Origin of the sequence: Pseudomonas poae RE*1-1-14 (assembly GCF_000336465.1) — a bacterium.
In the GTDB taxonomy this organism is placed as follows: Bacteria; Pseudomonadota; Gammaproteobacteria; order Pseudomonadales; family Pseudomonadaceae; genus Aquipseudomonas; species Aquipseudomonas poae.
Genome location: NC_020209.1, coordinates 1,097,871 through 1,117,219, shown reverse-complemented (window position 1 = coordinate 1,117,219; position 19,349 = coordinate 1,097,871). Strand labels below are relative to the sequence as shown.

The window sequence follows — 19,349 nt, the reverse complement described above, 5'->3', positions numbered from 1 at the left end:
CGCCATCCTCCCTTGCTTTATGAGAACACCATGAACGCTAAGTCCCACGCTGCACCCACCATGACCCGCGCGATGGTGATGCTGTTTGCGTTTTGCTGCGGTGCCATCGTCGCCAACATCTACTACGCGCAGCCGATCATCGAAATGATCGCACCGGACATCGGCCTGACGCCCGCCATGGCGAGCCTGATCGTCTCCCTCACGCAAATCGGTTATGCCCTGGGCCTGTTCTTTCTGGTGCCGCTGGGTGACCTGCTGGAAAACCGCAAGCTGATGATCACCACCACCGTGGTGGCCATTGCCAGCCTGCTGGGCGCCGCGTTTACCGAGCAGCCGAACCTGTTCCTGCTGGTGTCGCTGCTGATCGGCTTCAGTTCGGTGTCGGTGCAGATCCTGATCCCGCTCGCCGCGCACCTGGCACCCGCCGAATCCCGTGGCCGGGTGGTGGGCAGCATCATGGGCGGCCTGCTACTGGGCATCTTGCTCGCACGGCCGGTGTCCAGCCTGGTGACGGACCACTTCGGCTGGCGCGCGATGTTCATGGCGGCCGCCGCGTTGATGGCGTTTATCAGCGTGGTGCTGATGCTGACCATTCCCAAGCGTCAACCCGATCACAGTGCCAGCTACGGGCAGTTGCTGCGCTCGCTGGGCACCCTGCTGCGTGAGCAACCGCTATTGCGCCAGCGCGCGTTTTACCAGGGCTGCCTGTTCGCCACCTTCAGCCTGTTCTGGACCGCCGCGCCGCTGGAGCTGGTGCGCAGCCACGGTCTGAGCCAAACACAAATCGCACTCTTCGCCCTGGTGGGCGCCATCGGCGCCATCGCTGCGCCCATCGCCGGCCGTCTGGCCGACGCAGGCCACACGCACCGCGCCTCGCTGCTGGCGATGCTGTTTGCCGCGTTGAGCTTCCTGCCGGCCCTGGTGCACCCGTTGTACAGCGTCATCGGCCTGGCCGTGACCGGCGTGGTGCTGGACTTCTGCGTGCAGATGAACATGGTGCTCGGCCAACGTGCCATTTACGCCCTCGACGCCAACAGCCGCAGCCGCCTGAACGCGTTGTACATGACCAGCATCTTCATCGGCGGCGCCTTCGGCTCGGCGATTGCCAGCAGTGTGTATGAACACGGCGGCTGGCTGGGCGTGCTGCTGGTGGGCAGCGCATTCCCGCTGCTGGCGTTGTTGCGCTTTCTGAGTGCATCACGGCACGCGGCGGTCGCATCCGCTTAGGAACGCACCAACTTCTCCAGTGCCGCGTCCGCCAGAAATGACGAGCGGCTTTTGACCTTGTGCTCGCGCACATAGCGGTCGATGCGCTGGATGACATAACCGGGCAAGGTCACATTGACCTTCTCGGTACGGCCCAGATAGGGCGAGATGTCCAGCTCAAGCATCCCCCAGCCCATGCCGGCGTACGCCTCGTCGGCGTGATGATTGGCCACCGACGTTGGCATCGGAATCACCCCCCCTCTGCGGCAATCTCCTGCAGCAGGATGTGCGCGACTTCCACCGCCGCGTTGTACGCCTCTTCAAAACTGTCTCCGGCGGTGACAGCGCCGGGAATATCGGGGATCTGGATGCCAGTGGCGGTGAAGTCATCACCCCATTCGATACAGATTGGGTATTGCATGCATGCTCTCCTTAAAACTGAAACAGCCCGGCGCGTTTCCTGATGCTTCTCACCGTGCCCAGCAGCAAATCCTTTTTGGATGGGGCACCGGGATCGTGTACGGGTTATAGCGGTGGGTAAAAATATGATGGCTGCCCGTGACGCGATCCAGCACCCAACCGGCTTCCTGCAGTTCCTTGATCAACAACCTGCTTTGCACCTCAGCCTCCTTGGCTTGGCCCGATTAAAAACAACCCTAGAGTTATCTTTACTCAAGCACAAATTTCAGTTGGGTGACTGCCGGTTATGTGACGGGATATTGGGATTGCGAATGACTATGCAGAATACAGTGCCACTGAAAGGAGCTGCTCGACGGTATCTTCCAGGGCGCCGGAATTGTCCAGCACCAACACCCCTGCGCCGTTGCGGGCAATCAACTGCGCCGTGAACTGCGCATTGCGCGCCAGACGCTCTTCGATATCGGCCAGGGATTCACGCCCACGCGCGATCAGGCGCTGGCGCAACACGGCCTGATCCACCGTCAACAGCAGCACCTGCGCTTGCGGATAACGCTCGCGGGTTTGCGCCAGATGCGCACGGGAGCCGTTGACCAGCACGTCTTCCCCGGCCGCCAGCCAGTCGTCGATCTCGCGCGGGATGCCATAGGACAACCCATTGGCGTGCCAACTGAGGGCAAACGCACCTTGAGCCTGCAGCGCGGCAAATTGTTGCGCACTCACCCCCTGCGCCGCTTCGCCCACCGCTTCCGCCGAACGCGTGATAACGCGGCGCACGATACGACAACCGCGCTCGACCAAACGTGAGCGCGCGGCGTCCAACAGGCTGTCTTTGCCCGAACCCGATGGCCCGATGAGATAGATCAACCTGCCAGCCATCACTACACCCTGTTTGCTTGTTTTCCAGACATGGGGGCTACCTTACCGGAGCGCGGACCGCCATACACCCATTGGTATGCGGAGTCGGGCATAGCCCGCGGCCTGATAGCTAAATAAATCTCCCACAGTGTTTTGCAAGATCGAAAAAAGGCGACCCGAAGGTCGCCTTTTGTCATTGCGCGTACTGCTTGCTCAACCCCGGCGGCACGCCCTGCACGTCGGTGTCTTCCCATGGCCCATTCGGGCTGATGGAACGGCTCCAGCCGTTGCTCCAGCGGTAGTAGGTGCGCTGGCGATAGAAGGTGTCGGGCTGCTCTTCGAGCACGTACACCTGCATCTTGCCGTCCCAGTGGCTGGCGGCGCCTGGTGGCGGGGCGAAGGTGGGCGATTTGCTGGGCACAGGCTTGGGCTGCGGGGTGACCGGGCCGGAAGGCTGCGTGCTCGGCTGCGTCGACGGGCCTGACGGCGGGATGGTCGGGCCGGTCGGGGCTGGAGGTGGGCGGTGGACCGCACAAGCGCTCAGCCCAAGTACCAGGCTGAGCAAGGTGATACGTGCAAATGCGGTCATAGGCGTTTCCTCGATTTACTTGTCCGGACTGTCGATGGTCAGCGGCTGCAATGCCGTGATGCTGCTGGCCAGGGGTTGGCTGCGGCCGATCCACTCGCCGGCGGTTGGAATGCCTGCCCGGGATATGCGCGCAACCAGTTGGACTTCAGGGAAGTTGGACAGTTTCAACGACGGCATCATCGCGTCTGCATCGCCCAGTTCGACTGTGATGGGCAGTTCGGCGACAGTCACGCGCTTGACCGCCAGCGGCGCGGGCGGGCCCTTTACCGCGCGGGCGAAGATGAACACGCTGTCGGTGGGCAGGACGTTGGCCTTGACCGCGGCGGACAGGTCCACGCGCACCGTCATCACGGTTTTTTGCGCCACTGCGCCGCCGCTTTCCTCGAGTTTCTGCGTCGCGCGGTCAATACCACCCTGCAGCGCGGCGCGGGAGTTGTCTTCGGCCGGCAGCAGCGCCAACAGGCGGTTCCAGTAATCGATGGCTGCCTGATAGCGCTGGCCCTCGAACGCGGCGATGCCGAGCAGGCCGAGGCTGGTGACTTCGTTGGGGTCAAGCTTCAATGCTTCGTCCGTGAGTGCCTGAATCCTGGGCGACCAGTGTTTGTTGTCGGCAAAATACTGCGCCTGCGCCCACTGCCCGAGCAGTTCCGGCCGGCGCCCGGCCAGGGCCACGGTGCGTTCGAATACCTGCGCAGCATCGGCGGAGCGGCCCTGGGCCATATAGGCTCGGCCGAGAAAGTACAAGCCTTCGGCCGAGTCGGGCTGGGCCGCAGCAGCGCGCTCCAGACGGTGGGTCATGTCCTCCATGGACACCGGCGGCCGCGAGAATTCACGGGTCAGCTCAACCTTGTCGCTGGCGCCGTAATGCAAGTACAGCGCAACGCCCAGCACCGGGACCAGAAACGCCGCCAACAATGGCAGCGGTTTGCCCAGGCGCGACTCGCGGGGCGGTTGCACCCCTTCGGTATCGGCCAATAATTCGCGCGCCGCTTCCGCACGGCCCGTCTCGAGTTGCGCAACGTTGAGTACGCCTTCCTGCTGCTGCACCTGCAGCTCGGCGACGCGCTCCTGATACAGCGCCACGTTCAGTGCGGTGCGATCCTCTTCACGCTGGACGCGCCTTGCACGCAACACGGGGATCAACAGAAAACTCAGGGCGGTCAGCAGCAGCAAGCCGGCGGCGAGCCAGAAATCAATCATCGGTCTTGGCTTCCAGCAAGTGGTCGAGGCGTTTGCGCTCTTCAGGGGACAGCGCGTCGGATCCATCGGTGGGCGCAGCGCGCCGACGGCGCACGATCACCGCCATGACGACCAACCCGGTCAGCAACAGCCCGGCAGGCCCGAACCAGAGCAGCGCGGTTTTAGCATTGAGGGCCGGTTTGTAGCGCACGAAATCACCGTAGCGGTCGACCATGAAGTCGATGATCTGCTGGTCGTCCTTGCCCTCCCCCAGCAGGCGGAAGATCTCCTTGCGCAGGTCGGCGGCGATGGGCGCGTTGGAGTCGGCGATGTCCTGGTTCTGGCACTTGGGGCAGCGCAGTTCCTGGGTCAATTCGCGAAACCGCGCGCGCTCGGCGTCGTTGGCGAACACGTAGGTGTCGATGGCGGCGTGGGCCACACCGGCCAATCCCAGGGCCAGTACGGCAGCGGCAAGCAGACGCTTCATGGCCTGGCCTCATCGATCAGCGCCTGATACCTGGCGGCCAGTTGCTCGCGCCAGACCGCTTCGTCAATCACGCCGACGTACTTGTCGCGGATCACGCCTTTGGCATCGATGAAGAAGGTTTCCGGAGCGCCGTACACGCCAAGGTTCAGCCCGAGATTGCCGTCGTCATCACGAATATTCAGCTGATAAGGGTTGTGAAACTCGGCCAGCCATTTCAGCGCGGCGGCGTTGTCGTCCTTGTAGTCGATGCCGTAGATCAGCACGCCCTGCTCGGCCAGTTTGTTCAGCACCGGGTGCTCGACGCGGCAGGAGATGCACCAGGTGCCCCACACGTTGACCAGCGCCGGCTTGCCCAGCAGGTCGGCGCGGGTCAGGGTTTTATCGCCCTGGACGCTTGGCAATGAGAACTCGGGAAACGGCTTGCCGATCATGGCCGACGGCAGCTCGGCGGGGTTCAGGTACAACCCGCGATAGAGAAACACCACCACCAGCAGAAACAGCGCCAATGGCACCAGCATCAACCCACGCCTCATACCGCAGCTCCTTGCAGGCCGAGGGCTTCGCGCACCCGGCTTTTCACTTTGACGCGATAGCGCCGGTCCAGCGCAGCCAGCAAACCACCTGCGCCGGTGAGCAGCCCGCCGAACCAGATCCAGCGCACGAACGGTTTGACGTGCACGCGCACCGCCCAGGCGCCCTCGCCCAGCGGTTCGCCCAGGGCGACATACAGGTCACGGGTAAACCCGGCGTCGATGCCCGCTTCGGTCATCATTGAACTCTGCACCGTGTACAAACGTTTTTCCGGGTGCAACACGGCTACTTCCTCGCCGTTGCGGATGACGCGCACGGTGCCTCTGTCGGAGGTGAAGTTCTGCCCTTCGAAGTGCCTGGCGCCGTCGAAAACAAAGTGGTAACCGGCCAGGTCCATGGACTCGCCTGGCGCCAGGCGCAGGTCGCGCTCGGCGCTGTTCTGGCTGGACAACACCACGCCCAGCGCACACACCGCGATGCCCAGGTGCGCAATCTGCATGCCCCAGTAGCTGCGGGTCAGGCCGGGCAGGCCTTTGATCAAGCCTTTGTGGCGCGTCTTGTCGACGATGTCGCGCATACCGGCGAGCAATACCCAGCCGGCCAGCAGGAAGGTGGCGAGCACCGCCCAGTTGAAGTCGCCATAGGCAATGCCTGCGATCACCGCCAGGACCACGCTGCCCAGCAGCACCGGCATCAGCATGCCGGCCAGCCATTTCAGCGGGGTGTCTTTCCAGCGCACCAGCATGCCGACCGCCATCACCGCCATCAACAGGCCCATCAACGGAACGAACATCGCGTTGAAATACGGCGGGCCCACTGACAGCTTGGCGCCGCTCAGGGCATCCAGCACCAGCGGATACAGCGTGCCGAGCAGGATCATCGAGGCGGCCACCACCAGCACCAGGTTATTGCCCAGCAGCAGGGTTTCCCGCGACCACAGGTTGAAGCCCACCTGGCTCTTGACCACCGGTGCGCGCAAGGCGAACAGGGTCAGCGAGCCGCCGACCACGAACAGCAGGAAGATCAGGATGAACACGCCCCGTGCAGGGTCGGACGCGAACGCGTGCACCGACGTCAGCACGCCCGAACGCACAAGAAACGTGCCGAGCAGGCTGAGGGAAAACGCGGCAATCGCCAGCAACACCGTCCAGCTTTTGAACACGCCGCGTTTTTCCGTGACCGCCAGCGAGTGAATCAGCGCAGTGCCCACCAGCCAGGGCATGAACGAGGCGTTTTCCACTGGGTCCCAGAACCACCAGCCCCCCCAGCCGAGCTCGTAGTAGGCCCACCACGAACCCAGAGTGATGCCAATGCCAAGGAAGGCCCAGGCGACGATGGTCCACGGCCGCGACCAGCGTGCCCAGGCCGCGTCGAGTCGCCCGCCGAGCAATGCAGCGATGGCAAAAGCGAAGGCCACGGAAAAACCGACATAGCCCATATAGAGCATCGGCGGGTGCACGATCAGGCCGATGTCCTGCAGCAATGGGTTGAGGTCGCGCCCGTCCACCGGAATCTGCGGCAGGATGCGGGTGAACGGGTTGGAGGTCATGATCAGGAATAGCAGAAAACCGATGCTGATCATGCCCATCACCGCCAGCACGCGGGCCAGCATCACCTGTGGCAATTGGCGCGAGAACACTGACACGGCGAACGTCCAGCCGCCGAGGATCAAGGCCCACAGCAACAGCGAACCTTCGTGGGCACCCCACACGGCGCTGAACTTGTAGTACCAGGGCAAGGCGCTGTTGGAGTTATTGGCGACATAGGCGACGGAAAAATCGTCGGTCATGAAGGCGTAGGTCAGGCAACCGAACGCGAACAGCAGGAAGGCAAACTGGCCCCAGGCGGCCGGCTGGGCCAGGCTCATCCATAGCCGGTCGCCGCGCCAGGCGCCGAGCAACGGCAGCACGGCCTGCACGACGGCGAAGCACAGGGCGAGGATCATCGCCAACTGGCCAAGCTCCGGAATAAACAGTACGGACGTCATGGCTTGGCCTCCCTGGCCGGGGTTGGCGCGGATTGGCCGCTATCTTTAAGGGCTTTGGTCACCTCGGGCGGCATGTATTTCTCGTCGTGCTTGGCGAGCACTTCATCGGCCACCACCACGCCGTTGGCGTTGAGCTTGCCCAAGGCGACGATGCCTTGGCCTTCGCGGAACAGGTCCGGGAGGATGCCGCGATAGCTGATGGTCACGGCCTTGTTGAAATCGGTGACCACGAAGGTCACGTCCAGCGAGTCGCCGGAGCGTTTCAGCGAGCCCTTTTCCACCATGCCGCCGGCGCGGATCCGGGTGTCGACCGGCGCTTCGCCGCTGGCGATCTGGGTCGGCGTGTAAAAGAGGTTGATGTTCTGCTGCAGCGCACTCAAGGCCAGGCCCACGGCAATGCCGACGCCGGCCATGATGGCGAGGATGATCAACAGGCGCTTTCTACGCAGCGGATTCACTTTTCGGTCTCCCGGCGCACACGACGCGCCTCTTGTTGCAGGTAACGCTTGCGGGCCAGGATCGGCGCGGCGACGTTGAGGGCCAGCACCGCCAGGCAGATGCCGTAGGCCGTCCACACATACAGGCCGTGGTGGCCCATCGCGAGGAAATCACTGAACGACGCAAAACTCACGGACGTACTCCCAGGCAGCGCCGTACTTCAGCCTTGACCCAACTGGCGCGGGCATCACGCTTGAGCACTTCGAGGCGCATGCGCAGCAGCAGCACGGCGCCGAAGAAGCAGTAGAAGCCCAGCACCATCAGCAGCAGTGGCGCCCACATTTCCACCGGCATGGCCGGTTTTTCGGTGAGGGTGAACGTGGCGCCCTGGTGCAGGGTGTTCCACCACTCGACCGAGTATTTGATGATCGGGATGTTGATCACGCCGACGATGGCCAGCACAGCGCAGGCCTTGGCCGCGCTGTCACGGTTGCTGATCGCGTTGCCCAGGGCAATCAGGCCGAAATACAGGAACAGCAGAATCAGCATCGAAGTCAGGCGCGCATCCCACACCCACCACGAACCCCAGGTGGGTTTGCCCCAGATCGCGCCCGTCACCAGCGCCACGGCGGTCATCCACGCACCGATGGGCGCGGCGCATTGCAGGGCCACGTCGGCCAGTTTCATCTTCCACACCAGGCCGACGATGCCGCACACCGCGAGCATCACGTAGCAGGATTGCGCCAGCATGGCGGCGGGCACGTGGATGTAGATGATGCGAAAACTGTTGCCTTGCTGATAGTCCGGCGGCGCGAACGCCAGGCCCCAGACCAGACCGATGCCAATCAGCAGCAGTGCGGCGATGCTCAACCCCGGCAGCAGCTTGCCGCTGATGCCGTAAAACCATTTGGGCGAGCCGAGCTTGTGAAACCAGGTCCAGTTCATTGCTGTTTCTCACGGTTGCGTCTTGCCGTGGCAGGACGCGTAGGGTCTTTACTGGCCGAGCCAGACCTCATTATTCGCCGACACTGATTTTCAGGCCGGCGGCTATGGCAAAGGGTGTCAGGGTTACCGCCAGGACGGTCAGGCTGCCCAGCCACAACAGGTAACCGCTTGCAGGCAGGCCCATGAGCGCGGCCTGCAACGCGCCGCTGCCGAGGATCAACACCGGGATGTACAACGGCAGGATCAACAGGGCCAGCAGCAGGCCGCCGCGCTTCAAACCAACGGTCAACGCGGCGCCCACCGCCCCCAGCAGGCTGAGCACCGGCGTACCGAGCAACAACGACAGTAACAACACCGGCAGACACTCAACGGGCAAGCCCAGCATCATCGCCAGCAGCGGCGCGAGCAACACCAGTGCCAGGCCGGAAAACACCCAGTGTGCCAGCACTTTGGCCAATACCAGAAGCGGCAACGGGTGCGGCGAAAGGACCCACTGTTCCAGGGAGCCGTCTTCGAAATCACTGCGAAACAGCCCGTCCAGCGAGAGCAGCACAGATAACAGCGCGGCCACCCACACCAGGCCTGGGGACAAGCGTTGCAACAGCCCAGTTTCGGGACCGACGGCCAACGGGAACAGCGCGATGACGATGGCAAAGAATACCAGGGGGTTGGCCAACTCGGCCGGGCGGCGGCACAACAGCCGCGCTTCGCGGGCGACCAACAGGGCGAACACACTCATGCCGGCCACCGGTTCAGGTTCAGTTCGCGGTAACCGGCGGGCGTGCGCGCGAGGGTGTGGTGAGTGGTGAGCACCACGCTGCCGCCCTCTTCGCAGTGCCTGGCCAGGTGCGTTTCGAGTTGGGCGACGCCTTGCGAGTCCAGGGCGGTAAACGGCTCGTCGAGGATCCACAACAGCGGGCCGGGCAGATACAGGCGCGCCAGGGCCACACGGCGTTGCTGGCCGGCGGACAGGGTGTGGCAGGGCACGTCCTCAAAGCCCTTGAGGCCGACAGCGGCCAAGGCCCGCCAGATCGCGTCGCGACTGGCCGGGCGATGCAGCGCACAGAGCCAACTGAGGTTTTCTTCAGCGCTGAGCACGTCCTTGATTCCGGCGGCATGGCCGATCCAGATCAGGTTGCGTGCAAGCTCGCTGCGTTGCTCGTCCAGGGGCTTGCCATTGAGCCGCACAACGCCTGCGGTCGGCTGCATCAAGCCGGCCAACAGGCGCAGCAGACTGGTCTTGCCGCTGCCGTTGGGGCCGCTGACCTGCACCATGTCGCCCGCCGCGATCCGCAATTCGAGGTGTTCGAACAGCAAGCGCAGGTCGCGTTCACAGGCAAGCGCTATGGCTTCAAGAAGAGGGCTGGTCAAAAGATCGCGGGCCTTTACGGTTCAAGTCGACGGTGCGGCGGCCGTTATAGAGAGCAGCACAATAACGGCTTTGGCGACTGATTTAGAGAGCTGGATCAAATGGTTGTGAGGTTTTTAGCGCTCTCTTTGCGCACGGGCGGCATTATACATGCGATGCCCTACGCTAAAGAGGGCAATTTCCCCAGAGATGGCGCGCACGATGACCGGTGAAATCAACCTTCCCACGCTTGCTCCCGCCCCCGCGGCAGGGCCCAGTGCTGCGCCCGCGGCAGGTCAGTTGCTGAAACTGCTGGAGCCACAGGTCGGGCTGATCGACGCGGGAAAAACGGCGAATGCCGAAGTCATCGCGCTCAAACAAGGCGGTGAGGCGTTTCAGTTGCTGCTCAAGCTGACGCTCGACGGCGGCCGCCAGACGCTGGTGCAGGCCAGCAGCCCGCAACCGCTGCCGTTGGGCAGTAACGTCGCGGTCAGCCAGACGCAGGCGGGCAACCTGACCTTGAGTTTGCAGCAGGCCATGAGCGCCAACGTCGCCGCCCTGACCAGCCTGGACACCGACCAGTTGCCAGTGGGCACGCTGTTGCAGGCCAAGGTGCTGACCACCCAGGTGCTGCCCCAGGGCACCACGCAACCGGCGGTCTATCGCTCGCTGGTCACGGTGCTCAATAATGCGCTGGCCGGCGCCACCCTGACGGTGGAGAGCCCGCAGCCGTTGCGGGTGGGCAGCTTGCTCAGCGCTGTGGTGCAGAATGCGCAAACCCTCAATTTTGTACCGCTGAGCGGGCTCAAGGATCAACTGGCCGTCACCCAGCAGCTCGCGACCCAGCAAAGTCGCCAGGGCTCGCTGGATGCGGTGTTCACTGCCCTGCAGAACCTGCCCCGGGGCGACAGCACCTCAGCCGACCTGCGCGCGGCGGCCGATCGCTTATTGGCGGCGTTGCCGGACCTGGCCCAGGTGAGCAATCCCAAGGTGCTGGCGCAGGTGATCCAGAACAGTGGCGCGTTTCTTGAAGCCAAATTACTGGTCGGGCAAAACCCGCAGATTCCGCCACTGGATATGAAAGGCGCGTTGCTGCGCCTGGTCGCCGATCTGTTGCCTGCCCTGCCTGCCTCCACCAATCTGCACGCCATTCTTGCCGCCAACACGCTGGCCCAGGCCATGCCGAACTTCGTGCGTAGCCCGCTGGGCACGCTGGGTCAGGTCGGTGCGCGTCAAGCGCCCGCAGGCTTCCCGCTGCCCGAGCGGCTGATGGCGAAACTGGAAGGCGAAGGCGACCTGGAAAACCTGCTGCGCCTGGCGGCCGGAGCGATTTCCCGGCTACAGAGCCACCAACTGTCGAGCCTGGAGCAAACCGGTCTCACCGCCGATGGCCGTCTGCAAACCACTTGGCAGATGGAAATCCCCATGCGCAACCTGCAGGACATCGTGCCGTTGCAGGTGAAGTTCCAGCGCGAGGAACCTTCGCCGGACAAGGATGAGCCCGAACGCAAAACCAATAAGGACCCCAAGCAGATGCTCTGGCGCGTCGAGTTGGCGTTTGACATGGAGCCGCTGGGGCCGTTGCAGGTCCAGGCGCAGTTGAGCCAGGGCAAACTGTCCAGCCAGTTGTGGGCAACACGCCCGTTTACGGCCAGCCTGATCGAAAGCCATCTGAGCACGTTGCGCGAACGCCTGGTGACGTCCGGCATCAATGTCGGCGACCTGGATTGCCATTTGGGCACACCGCCACGGGGCCCCAAAACCGGACTGGAACAACGTTGGGTGGATGAAACCGCATGAATGACGCTCACTCACCCCGCCAGGCGATTGCCCTCAAGTACGACGGCCAGCAGGCGCCGACCCTCACGGCCAAGGGCGACGACGCCCTGGCTGAAGCCATTCTCAAGCTGGCCCGGGAAAACGAGGTGCCCATTTATGAGAATGCCGAGTTGGTGAAGCTGCTGGCGCGCATGGAACTGGGCGACAGCATTCCCGAAGAGTTGTACCGCACCATCGCGGAGATCATCGCGTTTGCATGGACGCTGAAAGGTAAGTTCCCGGTGGGCTATGACCCGGATGCCGGGCCGGTGGAGCGCGACATTACCGAGCGTGGCGACGATTACTGAACCCACCCAGGATTCAATGGCCTCTGTGGCGAACGGGTTCATTGTGGCGAGCGGGCTTGCCCCGCGTTGGGGTGCGAAGCGCCCCCATTAAAGAGCACGCGTTGTACCTGACACTGCTCAGCGCATGGTTTTGGGGCTGCTGCGCAGCCCAACGCGGGGCAAGCCCGCTCGCCACAGAGATTTGGTCGCCTGAAATTTTCAGGCTTTAAAATCAACAGGTTATTTTTTGCTTGATACAAGAGAGGGCTTACCCTCGCCCGCAGTGGGATCGGTGGTCAGTTCAAGACTTCGCTCAAGGGGATGAAGCTGACCCGGTCACCCATGGCCAGTGTGGTGCCCTCCAGCACTTCCACAAACCCCTCGGCCCACGCCGCACTGCGCAGCACGCCGGAGCTCTGGTTGCGGTAGATGATCGCCCGGCCCTGTTCGATGCGCCCGCGCAGGTATTCGCGGCGATTGCCCGGCTTTGGCCAGACGAATCCCGCCGGTACGTCAAAACGCAGCGGCTCGACGTCGGGCACGCCCTGGCGGCGCAACAGGTAAGGCCGAGCGAGCAACGCAAAGGTCACCAGGGTGGACGCCGGATTGCCGGGCAGGCCGATCACCGGCACGCCACGAAAATGTCCGAACGTCAGCGGCTTGCCGGGTTTGATCGCGAGCTTCCACAGGGCCAGTTCGCCCTCTTCACGCAGCGCGATGCCGAGGAAGTCCGCTTCGCCCACGGAGACCCCGCCGGTGGAGAGGATGAGGTCGACGCTGCCAAGGCCCGCCAGGCGTTCGCGGGTCTGTTCCAGATCGTCCGGCAGGATGCCGGTGTCGATCACTTCGCAGCCCATGCGCGTCAGCCAACTGCACAATACGCGGCGGTTGCTGTTGTAGATCTGGCCAGGGCCGAGGGGCAGCCCGGGTTCGATCAACTCATCGCCGGTCGACAGCACGGCCACGCGCACGCGGCGCACCACGTCCAGGCGATCACGCCCAAGCGAGGCAGCCAGCCCAAGTTCTATCGGGCTCAGGCGCGTGCCGGCGGCCAGCACCTGCTCACCGACAGTGGTTTCCTGGCCCTGGGGCCGGATGTTCTGCTGCACTTGCAACGGCTCGCTGAAGCTCACGCGTTCATCGAGGTGAACAACCGCGTTCTCCTGCATTTCGACGCAGTCGGCGCCCTCGGGCACCGGCGCCCCCGTGAAGATCCGTGCACAGGTGCCTGCCGCCAGCGGCGCCGGCGCCTGACCGGCGAAGATGCGCTGGCTCACCGCCAATGGCTCGCCGTTCCAGTCACTCAGGCGCAGCGCGTAGCCGTCCATGGCGCTGTTGGGCCAGGGTGGCAGGTCGAGGGTGGACACCAAGTCCTGCGCCAGCACGCGGCCATCGCAGTCAGCAAGCGCCAGCACTTCGCGCTCGGTGATGCGCGCTGCGTCAGCCATGTCCAGCAAGCGTTGCAGGGCGTCTTCCACCGGCATCAGCGCACCGGTCTTGCCAGGCTTACCCACGTGATTCACAGGGCTCGGCCTGCTTCAAATGGGGCACGAAGTTGCAGGGGCGATGGCGGTTATCCAGTTGCTCGGCGAGGATGCCGTCCCAGCCGGTGCGCACGGCATTAGTGGAGCCCGGCAAGCAGCACACCAGAGTGCCATTGGCCAGACCAGCCAGGGCGCGGGACTGCACGGTGGAGGTGCCGATATCGACCACGGAAATCTGGCGGAACAGTTCGCCAAAGCCATCGACCTGCTTGTCGAGCAGGCAGCTTACGGCTTCGGGCGTGCTGTCGCGGCCAGTGAAGCCAGTGCCGCCGGTGATCAACACGACTTGCACGACGTCTTCGGCGATCCAGTGGGCCACCTGAGCGCGAATTTTATAGAGGTCGTCCTTGAGCAATACGCGTTCGGCCAGACGATGGCCGGCGGCGGTTAAACGGTCGACGAAGACCTGGCCCGAAGTGTCGGTCTCCAGGGTACGAGTGTCACTGACGGTCAGTACGGCAATATTGAGGGGTACGAAAGGCGCATCAGCCTTGGCTTTCATGGCTCGGTCCGGTTGTCGAGGGAACAGCCCGGTGTTATATCACAGGCCCCTGTTTAGCTGCCGCTGCGGAGCCACCATGTCTGTTGATTCTTCCCCCCTGCCCTGCTCGGTCCTGCTGCTGTCCGGAGGCCGCGGCCAGCGCATGGGCGGTCAGGACAAGGGCTTGCTGGACTGGCGCGGCCTGCCCCTGATCGCCCACTTGCAGCGCCTGGTGCGTCCGCTCACCGATGATCTGATCATCTCGTGCAACCGCAACCAGGAACGGTACGCGCCGTATGCCGATCAATTGGTGAGCGATGACAGCGCTGATTTTGCCGGGCCCTTGGCCGGAATCCGCGTAGGACTGGCCGCCGCACGTCACGGGCATTTGCTGATACTGCCGTGCGACGCTCCGCAGATCGATGCGCATTTACTTGCCGACCTGCGTCAGATTGCGCAACGCAATCCCAACCTTCCGGTCATGGTTCGTCACGGCGAGTTCTGGGAACCCTTGATCAGCATCATTCCCACGACCCTCAGGGCCGAGGTGGAGCGGGCCTGGGACAGCGGTGAGCGCAGCCCGCGCAGAGTCTTCCTGCAATGCGGTGCGACCGGCCTGCAATGCCCGGCCGATGACCCGCGCCTGGCCAACCTGAATACGCCGGACCTGTTGCTCCCGAGCCCCGGCGTGTCAGAATGAAGCTCGCACAAGGAACTTGCAGGCGTAGTACACGTCTCAAGGTCAGCCATTAAGAAGCAGTATTCTCTCGGAGACAAACTCATGACTCAACGGACCATCGCCGCTCTCATGCTTGCACTGGGCCTTGCCACCCTCGCCGGTTGCGCCTCGCCGACAGTGATCACCCTGAATGACGGTCGCGAAATCCAGGCCGTCGATACCCCGTCGTTCGACAAGTCTTCGGGCTTCTACGAGTTCGAACAACTGGACGGCAAGCGCACCCGCCTGAATAAAGATCAGGTTCGCACCGTTAAAGAGCTGTAAGCCACGGCTTGCACACAAGGCCCGCCTCGCGCGGGCCTTTTCGTATGCGCGGGTTACCAGTCGAGGGTGATATCGCTGCGAAAGCTGCGAAGTTGCCCGCTGACCGGGTCGATAAACCGTACGCCCTGGGCCAGCAGCTTGAGAGGGTTGGCGTAGTCGTCCTCGGCATCCTTGACCACGTCTGGATAGAACGGATCATTGCAGATACTCGCGCCGAGCGCGGTCATGTGTACGCGCAGCTGGTGCTTCTTGCCGGTGACGGGAAACAGGCCGTAACGCCATAACCCGGCATTCTTTTCGCGCACTTGCACCGACGTTTCGGTATTGCTGACGCCAGGCCCTTCCTGCATGCGAAAGAACGGTTCGCCCTCCACGAGACGACTTTTGTGCACCAGAGGAAAGACGAGATTCGGTAAGGCAGGGGCGATGGCTTCGTAGAATTTGTCGATGCGCCGCGTGGGAAACAGTTGCTGATAGGCCGAGCGACTCTGAGGGTTGGCAGAAAACAGCACCAGCCCGGCGGTGTGTCGGTCAATCCGATGCAAGGGCACCAGCGACGGGTTGTCCAGGCGGTGAATCAGACGGCGTAACAGGGTCTGTTCGACGTACTCACCGGCGGGCGTCACCGGCAAAAAATGCGGTTTGTCGGCGACCACCAGATGCTCGTCGGCGTAGAGGATGGTTTCCTGCACCGGAATCACTTTCTCGTTGGGTACTTCACGAAAGTAATGGATGCACAGCCCTTCCCTGTATGGCAGTTGCGTGTCGATCGGCTTGCCATTGCTGTCCAGCACCCGGCCACGGGCAATGCGGTCAAGCCATTGCTCACGGCTGATCGCCGGGAAATGCGCGCACAGGCATTCGAGCACCGTCGGCCAACGGCCGGGGGGCAAATACAAGGTACTGGCTTGGTGCCGGGAAGCAGAAAAACCTGAAGTGGACATGCGTAAGAGGCCTTGACTGAAACAGCTGGCATTATCCCGCATGGAGCGGGATTGAGCCTAGGGCAGATCTCAGGCCTTGGCCAACTGCGCACGCAGAACCGGTGAAGCACTGGCCGCCTCGGTGAATTCCTTGAGCCAGCGCAACACGTCCACCGCTTCCCAGCGGCCAGGATCGTAGAGCGCATATAACAAGCCTTGGTAACCCACCACATCCAGCTGCTTGTGATAACCGGCGCGCTGAAACAGTGCCTCGATTTCCGCAAAGCAGGTGTTGAAATGCACTTTGTTAAACGGCGTCTTGCCTTCCGTGACCAAGCCATCCAGGCGCAGCTCGTTCACCGCATCGCGCACGATGTCGGCGGACATGCGATTGACGCTGCTTTTCAATTGTTCAACATTCACCACGGGCGTTCCCTCAATTCAATCGCTGTACAAACATACAGTAAAGTAATATTCGGAAATCCGCCATGGGCTGCATGTCAGCCAAGGAAGGCAACCACTTGGGCGGTGTCGAACGGCCAATCCAGTTCGGCGCCCGTGTCCACCCGGCGAAGTACCGGAATCCTTAGGCCGTAAAGGTCGGTAAGGTCCTGGGGAGCGGTGATATCCACTCGTTCCACCCACAACCCATGTTCGACCAACGGTATGATTTGGGCCTCGGCTATCTCACACAGGTGGCAACCCAGGGTGCCGAACAGCTGGCATTCAGGCAGCATGGTGCAGGGGACCTGATCGAAAAACAGGCGATCATTTTAAGCGTTTCAGTCATTCAGCACAGCCTTGCAAAGTTCACAGCCAGCCCGCCCACATTCAGCGCAACCGCGAAGCCTGCGCACCAAGGTACGGCAAAAGCTTCAGCAGACAATTACACTGAACCTTCGGCAACGCCCGCGACTCGAAACCACACGTACCGATCAGCCAATCACGGAGATAACCATGGCCAGAAAAACAGCACAGACCGCCCAAGAGATCCTCATGGCGGATTTTCAAACCCTGGTGAGCGATACCGAAAAGTTGCTGGACGACACCGCAATCCTCGCCGGCGACCAGGCTGATGAGCTGCGCAGCAAGATTCACGAGAGCCTGCTCAAGGCACGCGAAACCCTGCAAGCCACCGAGGACTCCCTTCGCGAGCGCGGGCAGGCGGCCGTTACCGCGACTGAGGATTACGTGCAGGCCAACCCTTGGCAGTCTGTCGGCATTGCTGCCGGCGTTGGCTTTTTGATCGGTCTGCTGGCTACAAGGCGCTAAATCATGGCTATCGGCGAAAGCGGCTCGTCCACGGGCCAAGGTTCGACTTCACGACGTCTGGGCGCAGCCGTACTGGGCTTACTGCACAGTCACGTCGAGTTGTTCGGCATCGAATTGCAGGAACAGAAAGCCCGTACCGTCAGCCTGCTGCTGTTCGCCGGTCTGGCGCTGGTGTTTGCGCTGCTGTTACTGGTGGGGTTGTCGACGCTGGTGATGATCCTGGTGTGGGACACGGGTTATCGCCTGACCGGCATCATCTGCCTGTGTGTGTTCTACAGCCTGGCTGCAGTCTTCTGCGGGGTGCGTTTGAAAGCGGCGGTATTCGATGAATCCACGCCGTTCCACGCCACCCTCGAAGAGCTGGCCAATGATCGGGAGCGCCTGTTGCCATGAGCCGCAATGAAGTTGTAAACACCGACTCCCGCCGCGACATGCGCAAGGCATTGATTCGCCTGCGCATGGAAATGCACCGGCAGGAGATTCGCCACGAATCCCAGCAATTGATGGCGCCCCTGCACAAGATGCGCGACATGCGCCACAACTGGCAGGACAGCCTGGGCGTGAAACATGCGCCACTGTGGGGTATGGCAGCCGTCACCCTCATGGGGTTCTTCACCGGCAAGGGCGCTAAAAGCGGCAGCATCAGCAGCGTGACGCGCCTGGTGCGACTGGGCGCCGGCCTGATCCCGCTGATAAAACTGGCGATGGCGGGTGCTTCACGCAAACGCTGAGCGCTGCTGGCTGCATTCTTGCAAGCATCGTCAGAGATAGAAACGGCCCGGCCTCGATATCGAGAGCCGGGCCTTTTTTTGCCCACGTGCTAAGGAGGCCCCGTGATCGACGGGCAACCGCTCGCCTGTTTCCAACCGTTTATCGATACCGCCACCGGACGCATTGCCGGCGTCGAAGCCCTGGGCCGCCTGCGCCAGGCTGACGGGAGCCTGCAATCGGTGGGCCCGCTGTTTGCCGACCCACGCACGCCGGGGGCGGCCTTGCGTCGCCTGGACCGGCGGATCCGCGACAACGCCCTGAGCCGCCTGCATGAAGCGCCGCAGGACTGGTTCCTGAGCCTGAATATCTCGCCACGCTGGATCAATCGCCTGCGCCCAGGCCAGGCGCTGCCGAGTCTGAAACAGCTGCAGAGCCACGCTGTCGACCCACGACGCATCGTGTTCGAGATCACCGAGCTGGGCGGCGATATCCAGCGCCTGGCCGATGTAGTGGTGCGTTACCGCGAGGCCGGTGCGCGTATCGCCATTGATGACTTTGGCGCCGGCTATTCCCAGCTCGACCGGGTGCTGGCGTTGCAACCGGACATCCTCAAGCTGGACATGCGGCTGTTCCAGGCGGCGGCCGAAGGCGGGCCAAGCAGCGATGTGGTGCGGGCACTGGCGCAGATGGCGGAAAAAACCGGCTGCTGGATCATCGCCGAAGGCGTGGAAACCGAAGCCCAGTTGAGCTTCGCTCTGGAATGCGGCTCGCGCTATGTGCAAGGCTACCTGTTCGCCCAGGCGCAGCTGGACTGGTTCGCCACCGACACCTTCGTGCCGCGCTTTGCCCACCTGCGCAACGCGTACGTGCGGCAGAAGCTGGCAGAACGCGGGCGCGTCATGCACCTGCGCGAGCAATTGACGCAACTGATGAGCATCCTGCAGAGCTGGGCCCAGGGCCAGGCGCCGCTGGACCAATTACCGCCCATGGCGGCGTTCCCCTGGCTGTTGCGGTTCTACCAGTGCGACCGCCATGGCACCCAGCTGACACCCAATATCGAATGGCGCGAGTCTGCCTGGCAGGGCGACAGCCGCTACCTGGGCCACAACTGGTCATGGCGTCCGTACTTCTACCACTTGCTTGCCGAAGGCTGGGAAGAGCGGCGCCTGATCCTTTCGTCGACCTACCGCGACGCCACCACCAACCAATACTGCCTCACGGCCGGACAATTCTTCGACAACGGTCAGCGCTTGCTGTTAATCGACATCGATGCGGCCGGCCTGTAGATTTTTGCTTGCCCCGCCAGGGCGGAAACGGGAAGCTGG

The 19,349-nt window shown here is 62.9% G+C and carries 25 protein-coding genes and 2 pseudogenes; 9 read left to right on the top strand and 18 right to left on the bottom strand.

The window, feature by feature from the left end; genetic code table 11:
• Window positions 1–30: 30 nt before the first annotated feature.
• Entirely contained in the window at window positions 31–1,227 is a 1,197-nt protein-coding gene (locus H045_RS05155) for an MFS transporter (protein ID WP_041931443.1), read from the top strand.
• On the opposite strand, the pseudogene H045_RS05150 reads toward H045_RS05155, so the two are convergent.
• From H045_RS05150 to ccmA, 13 genes and pseudogenes are all read right to left on the bottom strand, one after another.
• Window positions 1,224–1,627 (bottom strand): annotated as a pseudogene (locus tag H045_RS05150) (type II toxin-antitoxin system HicB family antitoxin). The gene H045_RS05155 and the pseudogene H045_RS05150 overlap by 4 nt on opposite strands.
• Before the next feature lie 11 nt (window positions 1,628–1,638).
• Window positions 1,639–1,826 (bottom strand): annotated as a pseudogene (locus tag H045_RS24355) (type II toxin-antitoxin system HicA family toxin).
• A 115-nt stretch (window positions 1,827–1,941) separates the two neighbouring features.
• Complete coding sequence (gene phnN, locus H045_RS05145; RefSeq protein ID WP_015371630.1) at window positions 1,942–2,502, bottom strand: phosphonate metabolism protein/1,5-bisphosphokinase (PRPP-forming) PhnN; 561 nt, start codon at window positions 2,500–2,502, stop codon at window positions 1,942–1,944.
• A gap of 172 nt (window positions 2,503–2,674) precedes the next feature.
• A complete protein-coding gene (locus tag H045_RS05140) occupies window positions 2,675–3,070 on the bottom strand; it encodes a lipoprotein (RefSeq protein ID WP_015371629.1) in 396 nt (131 codons plus the stop codon).
• A gap of 15 nt (window positions 3,071–3,085) precedes the next feature.
• Window positions 3,086–4,270, bottom strand: a complete 1,185-nt coding sequence (gene ccmI, locus H045_RS05135; protein WP_015371628.1) for a c-type cytochrome biogenesis protein CcmI — start codon at window positions 4,268–4,270, stop codon at window positions 3,086–3,088.
• The gene (locus H045_RS05130) at window positions 4,263–4,736 is read right to left on the bottom strand and encodes a cytochrome c-type biogenesis protein (RefSeq protein ID WP_015371627.1); all 474 of its coding nucleotides are present in this window, start codon (window positions 4,734–4,736) and stop codon (window positions 4,263–4,265) included. The genes ccmI and H045_RS05130 overlap by 8 nt, the downstream gene beginning before the upstream one ends.
• Window positions 4,733–5,269 carry a DsbE family thiol:disulfide interchange protein gene (locus H045_RS05125; RefSeq protein ID WP_003233293.1) on the bottom strand — a complete coding sequence of 179 codons (537 nt, stop codon included), beginning with the start codon at window positions 5,267–5,269 and terminating at the stop codon, window positions 4,733–4,735. The genes H045_RS05130 and H045_RS05125 overlap by 4 nt, the downstream gene beginning before the upstream one ends.
• Window positions 5,266–7,254 carry a heme lyase CcmF/NrfE family subunit gene (locus H045_RS05120; protein WP_015371626.1) on the bottom strand — a complete coding sequence of 663 codons (1,989 nt, stop codon included), beginning with the start codon at window positions 7,252–7,254 and terminating at the stop codon, window positions 5,266–5,268. The genes H045_RS05125 and H045_RS05120 overlap by 4 nt, the downstream gene beginning before the upstream one ends.
• Window positions 7,251–7,712 (bottom strand): cytochrome c maturation protein CcmE, encoded by a 462-nt coding sequence (gene ccmE, locus H045_RS05115; RefSeq protein ID WP_015371625.1) that lies wholly within the window; start codon window positions 7,710–7,712, stop codon window positions 7,251–7,253. Before ccmE ends, H045_RS05120 begins: the two co-directional genes overlap by 4 nt.
• Window positions 7,709–7,885: a heme exporter protein CcmD gene (ccmD, locus tag H045_RS05110; RefSeq protein ID WP_003233298.1), complete on the bottom strand. Its 177-nt coding sequence runs from the start codon at window positions 7,883–7,885 to the stop codon at window positions 7,709–7,711. Before ccmD ends, ccmE begins: the two co-directional genes overlap by 4 nt.
• A complete protein-coding gene (locus H045_RS05105) occupies window positions 7,882–8,637 on the bottom strand; it encodes a heme ABC transporter permease (RefSeq protein ID WP_015371624.1) in 756 nt (251 codons plus the stop codon). Before H045_RS05105 ends, ccmD begins: the two co-directional genes overlap by 4 nt.
• Window positions 8,638–8,707: 70 nt before the next feature.
• The gene (gene ccmB / locus H045_RS05100; protein ID WP_041931599.1) at window positions 8,708–9,376 is read right to left on the bottom strand and encodes a heme exporter protein CcmB; all 669 of its coding nucleotides are present in this window, start codon (window positions 9,374–9,376) and stop codon (window positions 8,708–8,710) included.
• Complete coding sequence (gene ccmA, locus H045_RS05095; RefSeq protein ID WP_003233303.1) at window positions 9,373–10,008, bottom strand: cytochrome c biogenesis heme-transporting ATPase CcmA; 636 nt, start codon at window positions 10,006–10,008, stop codon at window positions 9,373–9,375. Before ccmA ends, ccmB begins: the two co-directional genes overlap by 4 nt.
• 199 nt (window positions 10,009–10,207) lie before the next feature.
• Here ccmA and fliK point away from each other — a divergent pair, with 199 nt between their 5' ends.
• Both fliK and H045_RS05085 read left to right on the top strand, forming a co-directional pair.
• Window positions 10,208–11,785 (top strand): flagellar hook-length control protein FliK, encoded by a 1,578-nt coding sequence (gene fliK / locus H045_RS05090; RefSeq protein ID WP_041931598.1) that lies wholly within the window; start codon window positions 10,208–10,210, stop codon window positions 11,783–11,785.
• Window positions 11,782–12,111 carry an EscU/YscU/HrcU family type III secretion system export apparatus switch protein gene (locus tag H045_RS05085; protein ID WP_003233306.1) on the top strand — a complete coding sequence of 110 codons (330 nt, stop codon included), beginning with the start codon at window positions 11,782–11,784 and terminating at the stop codon, window positions 12,109–12,111. The genes fliK and H045_RS05085 overlap by 4 nt, the downstream gene beginning before the upstream one ends.
• 275 nt (window positions 12,112–12,386) lie before the next feature.
• On the opposite strand, the gene H045_RS05080 is transcribed toward H045_RS05085, so the two are convergent.
• Entirely contained in the window at window positions 12,387–13,613 is a 1,227-nt protein-coding gene (locus H045_RS05080; protein WP_015371621.1) for a molybdopterin molybdotransferase MoeA, read from the bottom strand.
• Complete coding sequence (moaB, locus tag H045_RS05075; protein WP_003233310.1) at window positions 13,597–14,136, bottom strand: molybdenum cofactor biosynthesis protein B; 540 nt, start codon at window positions 14,134–14,136, stop codon at window positions 13,597–13,599. Before moaB ends, H045_RS05080 begins: the two co-directional genes overlap by 17 nt.
• A gap of 76 nt (window positions 14,137–14,212) precedes the next feature.
• On the opposite strand from moaB, the gene mobA reads away from it, so the two are divergent.
• Window positions 14,213–14,815: a molybdenum cofactor guanylyltransferase MobA gene (mobA, locus tag H045_RS05070; protein ID WP_015371620.1), complete on the top strand. Its 603-nt coding sequence runs from the start codon at window positions 14,213–14,215 to the stop codon at window positions 14,813–14,815.
• Window positions 14,816–14,896: 81 nt separating this feature from the next.
• Window positions 14,897–15,118 carry a YgdI/YgdR family lipoprotein gene (locus H045_RS05065; protein WP_015371619.1) on the top strand — a complete coding sequence of 74 codons (222 nt, stop codon included), beginning with the start codon at window positions 14,897–14,899 and terminating at the stop codon, window positions 15,116–15,118.
• Between the two features lie 53 nt (window positions 15,119–15,171).
• Here the strand turns inward: H045_RS05065 and H045_RS05060 are convergent, their stop codons facing one another.
• From H045_RS05060 to H045_RS05050, 3 genes are all read right to left on the bottom strand, one after another.
• Window positions 15,172–16,062, bottom strand: a complete 891-nt coding sequence (locus H045_RS05060) for a pseudouridine synthase (protein ID WP_003233316.1) — start codon at window positions 16,060–16,062, stop codon at window positions 15,172–15,174.
• Window positions 16,063–16,131: 69 nt separating this feature from the next.
• Complete coding sequence (locus H045_RS05055; RefSeq protein WP_032870336.1) at window positions 16,132–16,467, bottom strand: hypothetical protein; 336 nt, start codon at window positions 16,465–16,467, stop codon at window positions 16,132–16,134.
• A 74-nt stretch (window positions 16,468–16,541) separates the two neighbouring features.
• Window positions 16,542–16,778: a glutaredoxin family protein gene (locus H045_RS05050; RefSeq protein ID WP_003233319.1), complete on the bottom strand. Its 237-nt coding sequence runs from the start codon at window positions 16,776–16,778 to the stop codon at window positions 16,542–16,544.
• A 220-nt stretch (window positions 16,779–16,998) separates the two neighbouring features.
• On the opposite strand from H045_RS05050, the gene H045_RS05045 reads away from it, so the two are divergent.
• The 4 genes from H045_RS05045 (at window position 16,999) to H045_RS05030 (ending at window position 19,310) form a co-directional block, all read left to right on the top strand.
• Window positions 16,999–17,313 (top strand): ElaB/YgaM/YqjD family protein, encoded by a 315-nt coding sequence (locus H045_RS05045; protein WP_003233321.1) that lies wholly within the window; start codon window positions 16,999–17,001, stop codon window positions 17,311–17,313.
• Window positions 17,314–17,316: 3 nt separating this feature from the next.
• The gene (locus H045_RS05040) at window positions 17,317–17,706 is read left to right on the top strand and encodes a phage holin family protein (protein ID WP_003233323.1); all 390 of its coding nucleotides are present in this window, start codon (window positions 17,317–17,319) and stop codon (window positions 17,704–17,706) included.
• The gene (locus tag H045_RS05035; RefSeq protein ID WP_003233325.1) at window positions 17,703–18,044 is read left to right on the top strand and encodes a hypothetical protein; all 342 of its coding nucleotides are present in this window, start codon (window positions 17,703–17,705) and stop codon (window positions 18,042–18,044) included. Before H045_RS05040 ends, H045_RS05035 begins: the two co-directional genes overlap by 4 nt.
• 102 nt (window positions 18,045–18,146) lie before the next feature.
• Window positions 18,147–19,310 carry an EAL domain-containing protein gene (locus H045_RS05030; protein WP_015371618.1) on the top strand — a complete coding sequence of 388 codons (1,164 nt, stop codon included), beginning with the start codon at window positions 18,147–18,149 and terminating at the stop codon, window positions 19,308–19,310.
• Window positions 19,311–19,349 lie beyond the last annotated feature (39 nt).

Excerpts from the sequence above, each read along its gene's own strand:
- H045_RS05120 (WP_015371626.1), bottom strand. The coding sequence starts at position 7,254 with ATGACGTCCGTACTGTTTATTCCGGAGCTTGGCCAGTTGGCGATGATC.
- H045_RS05065 (WP_015371619.1), top strand. The coding sequence starts at position 14,897 with ATGACTCAACGGACCATCGCCGCTCTCATGCTTGCACTGGGCCTTGCC.
- H045_RS05085 (WP_003233306.1), top strand. The coding sequence starts at position 11,782 with ATGAATGACGCTCACTCACCCCGCCAGGCGATTGCCCTCAAGTACGAC.
- H045_RS05155 (WP_041931443.1), top strand. The coding sequence starts at position 31 with ATGAACGCTAAGTCCCACGCTGCACCCACCATGACCCGCGCGATGGTG.
- fliK (WP_041931598.1), top strand. The coding sequence starts at position 10,208 with ATGACCGGTGAAATCAACCTTCCCACGCTTGCTCCCGCCCCCGCGGCA.
- H045_RS05060 (WP_003233316.1), bottom strand. The coding sequence starts at position 16,062 with ATGTCCACTTCAGGTTTTTCTGCTTCCCGGCACCAAGCCAGTACCTTG.
- ccmB (WP_041931599.1), bottom strand. The coding sequence starts at position 9,376 with ATGAGTGTGTTCGCCCTGTTGGTCGCCCGCGAAGCGCGGCTGTTGTGC.
- H045_RS05125 (WP_003233293.1), bottom strand. The coding sequence starts at position 5,269 with ATGAGGCGTGGGTTGATGCTGGTGCCATTGGCGCTGTTTCTGCTGGTG.
- moaB (WP_003233310.1), bottom strand. The coding sequence starts at position 14,136 with ATGAAAGCCAAGGCTGATGCGCCTTTCGTACCCCTCAATATTGCCGTA.
- H045_RS05130 (WP_015371627.1), bottom strand. The coding sequence starts at position 4,736 with ATGAAGCGTCTGCTTGCCGCTGCCGTACTGGCCCTGGGATTGGCCGGT.
- H045_RS05050 (WP_003233319.1), bottom strand. The coding sequence starts at position 16,778 with ATGCTGCCTGAATGCCAGCTGTTCGGCACCCTGGGTTGCCACCTGTGT.
- ccmI (WP_015371628.1), bottom strand. The coding sequence starts at position 4,270 with ATGATTGATTTCTGGCTCGCCGCCGGCTTGCTGCTGCTGACCGCCCTG.
- H045_RS05040 (WP_003233323.1), top strand. The coding sequence starts at position 17,317 with ATGGCTATCGGCGAAAGCGGCTCGTCCACGGGCCAAGGTTCGACTTCA.
- mobA (WP_015371620.1), top strand. The coding sequence starts at position 14,213 with ATGTCTGTTGATTCTTCCCCCCTGCCCTGCTCGGTCCTGCTGCTGTCC.
- H045_RS05105 (WP_015371624.1), bottom strand. The coding sequence starts at position 8,637 with ATGAACTGGACCTGGTTTCACAAGCTCGGCTCGCCCAAATGGTTTTAC.
- H045_RS05140 (WP_015371629.1), bottom strand. The coding sequence starts at position 3,070 with ATGACCGCATTTGCACGTATCACCTTGCTCAGCCTGGTACTTGGGCTG.
- H045_RS05045 (WP_003233321.1), top strand. The coding sequence starts at position 16,999 with ATGGCCAGAAAAACAGCACAGACCGCCCAAGAGATCCTCATGGCGGAT.
- H045_RS05035 (WP_003233325.1), top strand. The coding sequence starts at position 17,703 with ATGAGCCGCAATGAAGTTGTAAACACCGACTCCCGCCGCGACATGCGC.
- phnN (WP_015371630.1), bottom strand. The coding sequence starts at position 2,502 with ATGGCTGGCAGGTTGATCTATCTCATCGGGCCATCGGGTTCGGGCAAA.